Below are 12,105 nucleotides of genomic sequence, written 5' to 3'. Positions count from 1 at the left end.
TGAGCAAGGTAGCGGGGGCTAGATGGAGTGGCTAGATAACCGGGCCAGGCGGCTTCGCAAGACAACCCAAGCATGCGGAGCCCGAAAAGAAGATCAACGCCGACCTCATATGGCCAGACCTAGACTTTTCACACACAAAAACGACAAGACCCGCCGAAGCGGGTCTTGTCATTCATCTCAGTAAGCTAACTAGAAGTTAGATAACCTTGATGTTAGAAGCCTGAAGGCCTTTCTTGCCCTGGGTCACGTCAAAAGAGACCTCTTGACCGTCCTGCAGGGACTTGAAACCTTCAGCCTTGATTTCGGAGAAGTGGGCGAACAGGTCGTCACCACCGTCGGCCGGAGAAATGAAGCCGAAACCTTTAGCGTCGTTAAACCACTTAACTGTGCCAGTTGCCATGATCGAATTCCTTAACGCAGAGCGTTGTCATTACAGTTTGCCGGGTGTCATCCCAGAAATATGGATATAACAAGGGGGATATTGCCAGGCTACCGAATGATTCGATCAGTACTGAAATATACGACTTGCTAACCAACGAGAAGCATCCTCTCACGGATCGGCGTGCCTTGTCAAACCTTTTTAAAGCATGGCAACAGAACTTTCGCACGTTGCGCTTCAGCTGCTCCAGACGACGGCGTAAAAACCTCCAACATCTGACGAAATGACATTTTTATCAGAAACTTACACCCGCCTTCCGCCTAGGCCCGGCAATAAGCACGGGCTTGCTGGACGGCTTCAGCTCGCTTGCGAATCAAGGCGTGGCGAGCAGAGGCGCCGTGCGCGCCCCTCCAGGAATCTGACGAGGAGACGTCCAGAAATGCACCGGTCTATCAGCTGACAGACGCATCCTCGGCTGACGTCGCCCACCCACGATGAGAAAAACGCAAAATCGACCCTCCGCGCGCCCTGAGCCGACACGGAGCCCGTTGAGCAGCGTTGGCAGACCGAGCCCTTTTGGGCCCATGGCGTTTGCTGCCTAACCAATCGCTTGCGAATACGAGCCGGAAGACCAGTCTCGCTGTCCTCGTCTCCCACCAGCGCCAGGCAAGTCCGCTGGCTACTCACCAAGCGAGCAAGCATCCGGAATCTGATGCCTATCGATCAATACAGCCAACCGGTGAAACGCCTAGATCGCTCGGTCGACTTGGCTTCCACGCCACCCGATGGCTGGGAGGGCGGCTCCCCTTCGCCACATCAACTCCAGACGCCAGACTGGTCAAAGGCACATTATCTCTTGATCAACACCTTCTACGTTTCCTTGAGAAACCCATTGCAACAAAGAGCAGTGTGTCAAAAGTCATAGGCTGGGTCATGCAGCCCATCTCATGGAAGAGACCTCTAATAAATGTTAATCTAATTTTTTCATTGGCGCCCCATATTGATCCCATCGACGATCAAGATTCTCTACAGCCCGTGCTGATACCTAGAACTAAACCCCAGGTGGTTCATGAAGAAGATTTTTACTGCTGGCATTGTCGCATGTGCATTATTGGCTGGTCCTCAGTTAGCGCTTGCCGACCAAGACACTATTTACCTAAGCGCACAGGAAAAGACCGAGACGGCCAGAGAATTGGTGGGGAAAGCCATCGATGCCTATCTTGCTGGTGAAGACGATAGCGCCATTTTCGAGTTTGATCCTACGGGTGAAGCGGTTTACAAAGACAACTACACCTCCGATGACATCAAACAGTTGGTAGAAGAGAATGGCGAGCTGGTAGGATTCGAGGTTTTTCAAACAGATTGGAAGCCGTACGAAGGTAAGGAGTACAGCGTAGATACTGCATGGATGGCATATGACCGTGTCGGTGTACTACTGAAATTTGAAAACGGTGAGGAAGTTGACGTAAATACTCGTCTAGCCTGGACAAACGAAGAAGATGAAATGGGTGGTGTGCCGCCCGATCATATTCGTCCGTTTATTGTCGGCTATGGCTACGAATAAGTGAGACAAGCCAGAAGACCACGCATCCACCGTGGTCTTCTGCTCAACTGTGGTGGGTCTCACCCTTCAGGCCGCAGACCAGTCATCCAAGCTTACCTGGGTTCGCCATGGGCATCTGGCGCACGGTGGACGCCCATCGGATAAGCAGGATACCCGATACGATTTAGGCAAGTAGCACGCCCCCTCCCCGCCCCGCCACGCCACGCCACGCCACGCCAAGCCAAGCGATGCTACGGCTACAAGAACAGCAACGCTGCGCGACACCCTCCTGTAGGCCTCCTGTAGCGTTTGTAGCGCGGCATGCGTCAACCCGGTAGTTGAACCGACACAAAGTGGATGGTCAGCGCCGCGCGAAAAATCGGCGCAGCCGACCGATAAGGCCGTGAACGTCAACATCACTCGCTGGTCTTGGCTTCCACACCGGGAATGGGCTGGGTTGACCTGGGAAACTCTCCTTTCAACACATCAACACCCGACTGGGGATTGGCCAGCGGCACCAGATCTTGCCTGGCCTGACGCCGCTCCTCTGTGTCGATCCCCATACGTTGGTCTCGATCTTCGACCAGGCCTGGCTGCGGCTCTCCGGTACGATTGAAGGACCAAGCCAGCTCGGGCTTACCCAGTGGCAACGCCTGGTCTTCTTCATCGCTGTGTGAACTGCTCCACGTATGCCACGTCTTGCCATAGCTGTTCATCTTGGATTGCATCAGCTCATGATCCGCAGTTTCAGGCAGGTTGGGCGCGACCAGTTGACCAGACAGAATCTCCCCATTATGGGGGTGCCAGTATTGCTTCTCTTCTTCAGGTAGGGTCTCAAAAACGCTTTCGGATATGATGTATTCCACCCCGGTGAGGTGGGCATCCGCGGTATTTCCATCGTAAAGAGCACACTGCATGAAGTCTTCATTGACCTGCTGGCAGAAATGATGCGCTTCGAATTGATGGCTTGGCTCATCTTTCATGGGATGGAAGCCAACAAGATAGATATTGAGCTGATCCGTCGGTGCATCGGTCTGCAATGCACTGGCCCCTGCTTCCAGCACATTGGTCTTGGTGCTTTCAGTCTGTCCGGGCACGTCGGCTGCAGGGCCCGTCTCGGCCATACCGGTACAGCCGTTTAGAGCGACGACACACAGAGCCGCTGACGCACCGCGATAAAACACTGGAGTTACAGTCACACGCTTATCTTTCATGACCATTCCCTTGGCACGATGAATATCACGCTCACCCATCGCATCATCTGACAGATGCGCCTAGGTTACGTCTTTGCAATAGCATCACGACTATACAAGCCGGCTCTTATCTACATCAACACGCCGAATGCCAACTCTATATGACGTCAGCCTTGCTCTTGGCGGCTCTCCCAGCCGTTGTTTATCAGTTGCTTAGCGGCTTCTGGGCATCGGGATGAGGACGGAGACGGAGACGGAGACGGAGGCGGAGATAACATGCGGAAGCCACGGACACTTGTCAGCCGTTGATTATTGCCATTCGTGCAATAACAAATTGCAGACAGGCGCCTTTTTTGTGTCTGCGCCAATGCACTAAGCTCGCCAACCAGCCTCTTGGACTCGCCACAGCACAGGCGGTCGGCCCAAGTGCATGTCAGTGCTCATTCTCTGACGACTCATCGTGAAGGAGGTCTCGATCATGTCAGCGCCCATCCTTACCCGCTTGGCGTTCGTCAATTATCAGCTCGATCGCCCGGAAGGTCTGCAGATCAAGGTGGACCCGGACGGCGAGACCGGTCGGCGCATTGAGCCGAAGCATGATCGCCAAAGCGTCAGCTTGCAGGATCTGCGCGCTACTCCGCCAAGCTTCGCGTCCCAGGGCCTGCTGTTTCTCGATACGCCCGAGCTTGCCGTGGATGTGCGCGACGCCAAGGCGCGCGACCGCCTGCACACGCCAGCCATCGAGGCGTTGCTCAAGCAACAGCTCGGTGTCAGTGAGGTGCATGTGTTCGACCACACCTTGCGAGGCTTCGAAGGTGAACGCGTGTCGGCGCAGCATGTGCATGTCGACTATTCGCCAGCCTCTGGCCCGCAGCGCGTGCGCGATCTGCTGCCGCCCGAGCAGGCCGAGCAGTGGCTGAGCGGCCACTACGGCATCGTCAATGTCTGGCAGCCCGTCGAGCAGGCCGTCGCGCGTGACCCGCTGGCATTCGCCGATACCCAAAGCGTGCACCATGAGGACTGGGTCAACATCGACATCCTCTATCCGGATCGCTGCGGCCAGATCCAGGGCCTCGTCCACAATCCAGATCACCGCTGGTACTTCGTCTCGCACATGCGCCCCGACGAAGCCATCGTCTTCAATGCCTTCGACAGCGCCGGCAAGCCACCGGTCGCGCATACCGCGGCCGAGCTGCTCGACACGCCCGAAGATGCGCCGACACGCACCAGCCTGGAGACGCGGGTATTGGTCCGCTATCCCGACTGAGGTGGATCGGCCGTTGGTGGCTGCTGAGTTCCACGGTCAACATGGCGGCTACCTGGCCCATCCAGGTAGCTGACCATTTCTCCTGGGTACCGACACTCACCGCCAGATGACGGGCATCCAGGCCTTCCTCCCGGCAGGCCTGGCTGTCGCCACGTTCTCGTCTCACATTCTTCGTCATTCAGGAGCTTTGCCATGAGCTTGTCATTCCATGTCGTCAGCCACGAACGCGGCTTCTCCCCCACGCCCCTGCCCATCTGGACGGACAACGGCGACGTCTCTGACCTATTCGAAGCCGGCGCGACGCCTGAGGTTGTCCGTCAGGAGGTCGAGGGTGTCCCCGGCGCCTTCCAGCTGCTCAATGTGCTGACACCTGCCGAGGCCGACAACTTCGTTGCCGTTCTGGAGGACATGGGCTTCGAGGAAGATGCGCCGGTCTCCCTGCCGCGCTCGGTACGCCACAATCACAACGTCAACTGGATCGTCAGTGAAGCGGTCGATCAGGTCATCTGGCAGCGCTCAGCGCCGCTGGTCACCGAGCAGATCCAGGGCGAGGGAGCCAAAGGCATCAATGCGCGCTTTCGTGTCTATCGCTACGAGGCCGGCGACTTCTTCAAGCCGCACACCGATGGCGCCTGGCCGGGCAGTCGCGTCATCAATGGCGAGGTCGTCCAGGACGCCTATCCGGGCCTGATGAGCCAGTACACCTTTCTTATCTTCCTGAGCGATGGCTACACTGGCGGGCGCACCGAGTTTCTAGTCAGCCGCCGTGATCCCGACAAGCCGGCTCAGTCGCGGGACGATATCCAGACGGTCTCGGTCTCCACGCCCAAGGGTGGCGTACTGTGCTTCCCGCATGGCTCGCATCCGCAGCACTGCGTGCACGCCAGCGAGCCGATCCGCGACGGCGCCAAGTACATCATCCGCAGCGATATCCTCTACTGATGGCTGTCAGATGAGCACCATCTGATAAACACCGCCTGATGAGTATCGTCCAAGCAGTCGCGACGCGCGCACAGGGCCCGATCTCCCTTTAGATCGGCCCCTTCGTATATCTGGACGGCGGAAAGCGCTCACGGCTGGCTAGTGACAGGACAGCCGCTCGCGACGGGCCAGCAAGAAGTCGATCCAGGCGCGCACGCGCGGGTTATGCTGATTCTCGCGCGCGTAGACGACATGGATACCGGTGTCGAAATCCGATGAGGTGACCTGATAGTCCTCCAGCACCGGCATCAGGCGGCCGCTTGCCAGCTCACCTCGTATGGCCCAGAGCGGCTGTACCACGACGCCGGCGGCGCCCAGCGCCGCCTGGGTGAGAATGTCGGCATTGTTGGTGCGCAACGCACGGGCCCGCACCGAGATACGATGCTCACGATCCCCTTGCACCAATCGCCAGTGATGATTGGCGGTGGTATAGCTGAAGGTCAGCAGACGGTGCTGCTCCAGGTCTTCCGGCCGATGGATCGGGGGCTGGGCCGCGAGGTAAGACGGCGCGGCGGCCAGCACGAAGCGCTGGTCACTGATGTGCCGCGCGATCAGGCTCGAATCTTCCAGGTGACCGATGCGCAGGGCCACGTCGAAGTGGTCCTCGATCAGATCCACACGCTGGTCGCTGCTGACGATATCCAGCGCCACCTCGGGATAGCGCTGCATGAACTCGCTCACCAGCGGCGCCAGATAGAGGCGTGAATAGCGCCACGGCACCGAGATACGCAGCGGCCCCGCGACGCGCTCACTCAGCGTCTCGAGCTCATCCTCCAGTTGTTCCACCTCGGCCAGAATGGCGCGAAAGCGGATCAGGGCACGCTCTCCAGCGGACGACAGCCGCACATGGCGAGTGGTGCGCACCAACAGCGGCTCGCCCAGCTGGCGCTCCAGATGATTGACATGACGTGTCGCCGTGGAACTGGCGATATCCAGCTCCCGCGCCGCCACATTGAAGCTCTGATGCTCCGCCACCTTGAGAAAGGTGCGCAGGCGTTGAGTCAGTTCGTTCATGGTGCTCCTGCGAATCCTCCGCGTCCTTGTCGCATGCCCCACAGGTCAGCCGGCTGGCAAATCACCTGACCAGTAGACTCGGCAGTCGGTGGGCGAAGTCGCCTGGCGATGACGGTTGGCGATGGTCGGGCTCGAGCATATCATCGTCGCAACGCTGGATGGCCGAAAGGGAGGACGAATGACATGGACATCATGAGCAGCATGAAAGGACTCGCGGGCGGCGTCCTGATCGGCCTCTCGGCAGTGATGCTGATGGCCTTTCTGGGACGTATCGCGGGTATCAGTGGCATCACGCGGGGAGCGCTTCTGGAATCAGGCCCGGACCACCGCTGGCGCATTGCCTTCGTGCTCGGGTTGATCAGCGGCCCGCTGCTCCTCGTGCTGTTCAATCTTGACTGGGGCAATGTGGCCGAGCGCTCAGATGCGCTGATCGGCGATCCCACCAGCGGGGGCCTGAGCATGATGTTCGCAGGCCTGCTGGTAGGCGTGGGAACCGGCATCGGGGGCGGCTGTACCAGTGGCCACGGCGTCTGCGGTATCGCTCGTCTTTCACCCCGCTCGCTGGTGGCCACTGTGGTGTTCGTGACCGTCGCCATGCTGACGGTCTTCGTGAGCCAACACCTGCTGGGAGAGTCACCATGAAAGCGATCATCGGCTTCATCACCGGCCTGGTCTTCAGCCTCGGGCTGACACTCAGCGGCATGACCGATCCCGCGCGTGTCGTCGGCTTTCTCGACGTGGCCGGTGACTGGGACCCCACACTGATCTTCGTGCTTGGCGGTGCCGTCATCACCACCTTCATCGGTTATCGCCTCGTCTGGCGGCGCGGCACTCCCCTGCTGGGCGAGCGCTTCCAACTGCCCACGCGTCGCGATATCGATGGCCGCCTGCTGCTCGGCGCGGCCCTGTTCGGTGTTGGCTGGGGCCTGAGCGGTTACTGCCCCGGGCCTGCCATCGTCTCCAGCAGCGCCATGAGTCTGCCATTGGCGGGTTTTCTGCTGACGATGCTACTGGGCTGGTGGCTGGCCACACGCCTGACTCGCGGTCACTAAACCGAGTGCCACGCTTCGCCCAGCAAACGCCGGCCATCCGGCCGGCGTCACAACGGAGTCACACGGGATCTTGTGCGGTAGCTGGTTTATTTATCACTCTGAAAACGCCATTCAAGGCCGCTTTTAGCAGATAATTTAAACCTAAGCCGAGTCTCAGCCCCTGCTCGAGGCCAAAATCAGCCGGAGGAAGCTTAAGGGACAAAGTCAGGTAGAGAAGGCCGCTGCAGGGAAAAAGACGGGAAAACATCACGTCAATCCTGATAATGCGTGTACTTTTTCGCACTTCCCTTCACTTTCTCGGCCGGATATTTCTCCGCATTCTTCTCCATCTTCGTCCGGCACGCCGCTTCGATATCCACGTCCAGCTTGCCTGCCAGCCGGATCAGGTAGAGCTGAACATCGGCGATTTCATCGCGCACGGCGGCCAGTTGCTGCTCATCCAGCTCCCTGGACTGCGCCTCGGTCAGCCACTGAAAGCACTCCTGCAGCTCAGCTGCCTCCACCGTCAGCGCCATGGCCAGGTTCTTGGGTGAGTGGAACTGGTCCCAGTCGCGTTCGGTGGCGAACTGGTCCATGGCGTCGCGGAGCTGCTTGAACGGGTCTGACATATGGGGGTCACCTGGTTTGCGGTATCGGATAGCGCTGAGCATGCCTGCTCTGTCACTCGCTATCCAGCCAGCATTGGCATATGCGGCCACTCAGCCGTCCACTCACTCACAGCGTGGAGAGAAATTCGCCGATGACCGTCAGGTCTGCACAGTCACTGGGTAAGATCACTGACAGCGCGTCTCGATGCATTGGACATAGACATTCATCGTGAGCGAAACCAGCGCGAGAAAGCCGAGTCCGCGATGGCAACCGATATCCTCCGCTCAATCGATGACATCCTGCTGGTATTGACGCGTGATCGGGATCGCCTCCAGCAGGAGATCGATGACCACCTGATTAGCACCCTGCCTTGAAGCAAGATCGCGCCTTTCTGCAACCGATTCCCAAAGCCGGCCGTCGGGTGTCACTCCGACTATTAGCGATGCTACGAAGCCGCGTTTTCAAGAGCGCCCGGTAGGCTGCAGTATTTGCAGGACTGGTGCCTGTCAGTTGGGAATCGGGTAGCTCTGTAGGGGGCCGGCCCCGCTTGTCGAAAGCCGGTAATCCGATACTGCGTCAGAGCCTATACATGACAGCCATCGTCGGGCCGAAGCGAAATCCAAGTATCTCGGCGCTTTACCAGCGGCTAACCTGAAGTGGTAAGAGCAAGATGGCGGCCCTGAGAGCAGCGATGCGGAAGCTGATCCGCATCGCCTATCGTTTCTTCAAGACCCAAACTGAATATCGGCCACAAACCGCCTGATGAAATGTTTGTGGCGGGTTAGGAGAAAAATGGTACCAGGGCATCGAGCACAGCGTCGGTGACTTTCTTCTAGTAGAGACCTTGTATCACCTGGTCCTCGCCGTGGTGCGTACCTTGGCCTTCACGGCCTCGTCGCGTTCAATGCGATCGGCTATGCGGTAGGCGAGACGCAACTTGTCGTCGTCGCTGACCTCGGCGCCATAGACTTCGCTGAACTGGTCGGTGATCTCGGCCAGCCCCTACTTCTCGAGAACTAGAGCACATTCCTGGCTCTCCAGCTTAAATCATTGATTAATACAATGATCATTCGCGGTAGCCCACAATACTGAAATTGGATCAATACGTTCAGGTATCAATCCCGCCCCCATGTTCCTTCTCACTCGCTGGGCACAGTGGTTATAAAGCCCTAGGAAACGTTGTCGCGTGACTTCCTTATCATAGGTAGGTGGTGGCGCATCCATGGAGTTTTCCAAAAGCCATTGTTGCACTTCCACTGGATTGAGACGGTTATCACCCGCCGCATCAAGAAATAGCGAGAACTCTTCGCTCATACGTCGTCCGGCCTCATTTTGCCAACGCAGGAGAGCCGCGAAAATTATGCTCTGTTTAGGCACCATTCCTAAGCCAGTAGAGGCAAACTTACCACCAAATTCGATGCTCGTCGCAATATCGATCAGAACTCTAAAAAGTTCACTATTATAGTTAATAAGTTCAAAATCCTCACGTTCTCGGGCAAGCTCCCGATCAAAAGTAATGGAGTGGATAGCGCGTGTGAGGTTGAATCTTTCCTTAAAGTGATTGGGAAGACGCAGCCTCCAAGCACGTCCCTTTAAGTAGGCAGTATCTAACTCGATCTCTAGAATGCGGCACATGCCAGATACGAATGACTTAAGATGCTCTTCAGTCACCACGATTTGCTCGTTGAATGTCGCGGCATCGAAGCTGGCTGCATGTTCGAAAAGGTCACGCTGCAGACTGGCAGCTTCCCTTGCGCGCTCGAGTGCGTCGTCAATCCTCTTCTGGGTACGGCGAATATCCTGCTGCTGTGATTTCTCAATAATCTCCTCAAGATTAGCCATATCAGCCATTTCACCTAGGATGTCATCTTTTAGGTTCTCATTGAATTCATCGCCTTGGACATGGGCCATGTCCGTCACGACTTGGCTAAGCCGGTCGTACATCATGGCGATGATATCTTCATCTAGTGTTCCCTTGGAGTTGATGTTCAGGACCACGACACGCTTTCTCTGGCCATAACGGTAAAGGCGCCCTATGCGTTGCACTAGACGCATGGGGTTCCAAGGAAGGTCGTAGTTGATCATGATGTGACATTGTCGGTGTAAGTTAAGGCCTTCTCCACCCGCTTCGGTCGACACTAGGAACTGGCCGCACGATTCGAACGCTTCAATGGCAGCCATACGCTCATCAAGTGACATACTCCCATTTATCAAGTGCACCGTGGGTTCGCCGAAACTCTCTGCAAGGGCTTGGGCCAAATACCTCTGCGTCGTTCTGTACTCAGTGAAGATGAGAACTCTTTCTTCTGCGGAGTTCACCAAAGTGGACTGAATAATGGTCTCCATGAAACTTTGCAGTTTTAGATCATTCTCATTGAGAGCCTGAGCTCGTCTAATAAGATCCTCCAAGTGTTCCTTTTCCCCGGCGAAGAACTCGTCCTCCCCCTCTGAAATCAGCCGCGCTGTGGTCTCCTCAGACTCACCTTGGTACCTGTGATCTTCATACCTCTCGGTGTCATGACCGTCCTTTTCTTCGAGCTCACTCTCAAGACGTTTCAGCCGGTTTAGCAATGATTGGTGAATCGCAGCAACGCTCGACGCCGCCAGTTTCCTATAGACGGTCATAACGAAACCGATCGCATTCCCGGTACGTCCCAAGCTGGCACCGGCACGATAGCCTTTCTTTAAGTAGCTCTGCAGCGATTTGTCGAAATCACGCGATTCCGTGCTAGTTGGGACTTCGACAGAATGAGTAGCTTTGCCTTGGAAGATGAAATTTCCTTCTTTATCAGTAACGTCCGATTTGTAGTTCCGGATCACCATCTCGCCCAGCAGGCCAGGATTGAGGTCGATAAGTTGAAGCTCTTTTCGCAGTTCTGGCCGCAGTAGTTCGAGCAGTGCCGTAAACTTGTCTTGCATGCCTTGATGGGGAGTAGCTGTCAACAGTATTAAGTTCTCTATCTTTTCACGACGGCGTAATTCCTTAACGAGATCGAAACGTCCGGATGCATCTAACTTTAATCCATACTGTCTACGTGACAGCCGGTGCGCCTCGTCGACCAAAACCAGATCCCATGGCTCAGCATGCAGCAACATCTCAAGATGATGCTCTTGCTTCAACTGGTCCATAGAACCTATAACATAGTCATGAGAGTGATCCTGCCAGTGACTCGCCTTCCTGATGGTAAAATCCCGCCCATATATCTTGAAATCATGAAGGTCGAAGCGACTAGACAGCTCTTCCTGCCACTGCATGGTAAGGCCGGAGGGCGTGATAATCAGGACTCGTCTTGCTTCCTTTCGCTGTCGTAGAGCATAGATCAGCATGCCGGCCTCGATAGTCTTTCCAAGGCCTACATCGTCGGCCACTAGCCAGTTGTAGTTACCGGAATTAAGGATATGGTGGACCAAATGTATTTGGTGGGGAAGCGGGTCAATATCCAGGTTGGAAAGTGCGCCTGTATTCTGCTGCCAGTGCTGGAAGAGATAGGCCAATATGCGCATACGCGCACGCTCTGAAGTACAGATGGCATCGAACTTTCCAGTCAGAAATCTTTGCTTAACACTTGGTACTAAGGAGAGGACATACCATGGCAGCCAGCGCCTGATTTGCAGGTCCGGAAATTCAACTAGATGGAGGTCCATGCCTGCGACAACATTGGACTGTACAATCATTCCTTCGCCGAATCGCTTAGCTTCCCGTGATCCTGCAGCACTAACATGCATTCCTGTCTTAAACCCGGAGCGCACCCGGCTGGCCGGCAACCAAGTAGTCTCCTTCCTCCCCGGCCAGGCCAACTGGACTTTGGCCTCATTCTGAATGGTGTCGCTACGAATAACTCGTGCAACGCTCTCTTCCCCGGAAGGCAACGGACATAGCACCCTGCAGCCAGGGACCGGCAGGTGGCGTTCAGGAATAGTCATTTTATTACCAAAAGGTAGTCGCTAATTTCAATTTGGCTGAGAACCAGTGTTCGAACAGCCTCATCCTCGTTATACCCCGTCAGAAACAGTTTCTGTAGGGACGATACTACTTCTTCAGCCGTGCGTGACAAAGCTCCTGGTTTCCTATATTTCAAACTCAACAA

General features: G+C 56.2%; 10 protein-coding genes. 5 read left to right on the top strand and 5 right to left on the bottom strand.

Going from position 1 to position 12,105, the window contains the following annotated elements; translation table 11 throughout:
* Positions 1-196 precede the first annotated feature (196 nt).
* Positions 197-400 (bottom strand): cold-shock protein, encoded by a 204-nt coding sequence (locus C9F12_RS06385; RefSeq protein WP_045993826.1) that lies wholly within the window; start codon positions 398-400, stop codon positions 197-199.
* A gap of 1,048 nt (positions 401-1,448) precedes the next feature.
* Between C9F12_RS06385 and C9F12_RS06380 the strand changes: the two genes are divergently transcribed.
* Positions 1,449-1,943 carry a hypothetical protein gene (locus C9F12_RS06380; RefSeq protein WP_108448340.1) on the top strand — a complete coding sequence of 165 codons (495 nt, stop codon included), beginning with the start codon at positions 1,449-1,451 and terminating at the stop codon, positions 1,941-1,943.
* 395 nt (positions 1,944-2,338) lie between these two features.
* Here C9F12_RS06380 and C9F12_RS06375 read toward each other — a convergent pair whose 3' ends face one another.
* Entirely contained in the window at positions 2,339-3,136 is a 798-nt protein-coding gene (locus C9F12_RS06375) for an OBAP family protein (protein ID WP_240184189.1), read from the bottom strand.
* Between the two features lie 457 nt (positions 3,137-3,593).
* On the opposite strand from C9F12_RS06375, the gene C9F12_RS06370 reads away from it, so the two are divergent.
* Together C9F12_RS06370 and C9F12_RS06365 are read left to right on the top strand one after the other, a co-directional pair.
* Positions 3,594-4,382, top strand: a complete 789-nt coding sequence (locus C9F12_RS06370) for a CmcJ/NvfI family oxidoreductase (RefSeq protein WP_108448338.1) — start codon at positions 3,594-3,596, stop codon at positions 4,380-4,382.
* Positions 4,383-4,574: 192 nt separating this feature from the next.
* Complete coding sequence (locus tag C9F12_RS06365; RefSeq protein ID WP_108448337.1) at positions 4,575-5,324, top strand: 2OG-Fe(II) oxygenase; 750 nt, start codon at positions 4,575-4,577, stop codon at positions 5,322-5,324.
* A gap of 138 nt (positions 5,325-5,462) precedes the next feature.
* On the opposite strand, the gene C9F12_RS06360 is transcribed toward C9F12_RS06365, so the two are convergent.
* The gene (locus C9F12_RS06360; protein ID WP_108448336.1) at positions 5,463-6,377 is read right to left on the bottom strand and encodes a LysR family transcriptional regulator; all 915 of its coding nucleotides are present in this window, start codon (positions 6,375-6,377) and stop codon (positions 5,463-5,465) included.
* A 183-nt stretch (positions 6,378-6,560) separates the two neighbouring features.
* On the opposite strand from C9F12_RS06360, the gene C9F12_RS06355 reads away from it, so the two are divergent.
* Both C9F12_RS06355 and C9F12_RS06350 read left to right on the top strand, forming a co-directional pair.
* Complete coding sequence (locus C9F12_RS06355; RefSeq protein ID WP_108448335.1) at positions 6,561-7,019, top strand: hypothetical protein; 459 nt, start codon at positions 6,561-6,563, stop codon at positions 7,017-7,019.
* Positions 7,016-7,429 carry a DUF6691 family protein gene (locus C9F12_RS06350; protein WP_108448334.1) on the top strand — a complete coding sequence of 138 codons (414 nt, stop codon included), beginning with the start codon at positions 7,016-7,018 and terminating at the stop codon, positions 7,427-7,429. Before C9F12_RS06355 ends, C9F12_RS06350 begins: the two co-directional genes overlap by 4 nt.
* A gap of 251 nt (positions 7,430-7,680) precedes the next feature.
* Here C9F12_RS06350 and C9F12_RS06345 read toward each other — a convergent pair whose 3' ends face one another.
* On the bottom strand, positions 7,681-8,037 hold the full coding sequence (locus C9F12_RS06345) for a nucleotide pyrophosphohydrolase (protein ID WP_108448333.1): 357 nt from the start codon (positions 8,035-8,037) through the stop codon (positions 7,681-7,683).
* A gap of 1,027 nt (positions 8,038-9,064) precedes the next feature.
* Positions 9,065-11,941 carry a helicase-related protein gene (locus C9F12_RS06335; protein ID WP_240184188.1) on the bottom strand — a complete coding sequence of 959 codons (2,877 nt, stop codon included), beginning with the start codon at positions 11,939-11,941 and terminating at the stop codon, positions 9,065-9,067.
* Positions 11,942-12,105 lie beyond the last annotated feature (164 nt).

The organism is Halomonas sp. BN3-1, from assembly GCF_003056325.1.
GTDB classification, from domain to species: Bacteria; Pseudomonadota; Gammaproteobacteria; order Pseudomonadales; family Halomonadaceae; genus Halomonas; species Halomonas litopenaei.
This window is presented reverse-complemented; position numbering and strand designations above follow the sequence as displayed.

Excerpts from the sequence above, each read along its gene's own strand:
- C9F12_RS06385 (WP_045993826.1), bottom strand. The coding sequence starts at position 400 with ATGGCAACTGGCACAGTTAAGTGGTTTAACGACGCTAAAGGTTTCGGC.
- C9F12_RS06380 (WP_108448340.1), top strand. The coding sequence starts at position 1,449 with ATGAAGAAGATTTTTACTGCTGGCATTGTCGCATGTGCATTATTGGCT.
- C9F12_RS06375 (WP_240184189.1), bottom strand. The coding sequence starts at position 3,136 with ATGAAAGATAAGCGTGTGACTGTAACTCCAGTGTTTTATCGCGGTGCG.
- C9F12_RS06370 (WP_108448338.1), top strand. The coding sequence starts at position 3,594 with ATGTCAGCGCCCATCCTTACCCGCTTGGCGTTCGTCAATTATCAGCTC.
- C9F12_RS06365 (WP_108448337.1), top strand. The coding sequence starts at position 4,575 with ATGAGCTTGTCATTCCATGTCGTCAGCCACGAACGCGGCTTCTCCCCC.
- C9F12_RS06360 (WP_108448336.1), bottom strand. The coding sequence starts at position 6,377 with ATGAACGAACTGACTCAACGCCTGCGCACCTTTCTCAAGGTGGCGGAG.
- C9F12_RS06355 (WP_108448335.1), top strand. The coding sequence starts at position 6,561 with ATGGACATCATGAGCAGCATGAAAGGACTCGCGGGCGGCGTCCTGATC.
- C9F12_RS06350 (WP_108448334.1), top strand. The coding sequence starts at position 7,016 with ATGAAAGCGATCATCGGCTTCATCACCGGCCTGGTCTTCAGCCTCGGG.
- C9F12_RS06345 (WP_108448333.1), bottom strand. The coding sequence starts at position 8,037 with ATGTCAGACCCGTTCAAGCAGCTCCGCGACGCCATGGACCAGTTCGCC.
- C9F12_RS06335 (WP_240184188.1), bottom strand. The coding sequence starts at position 11,941 with ATGACTATTCCTGAACGCCACCTGCCGGTCCCTGGCTGCAGGGTGCTA.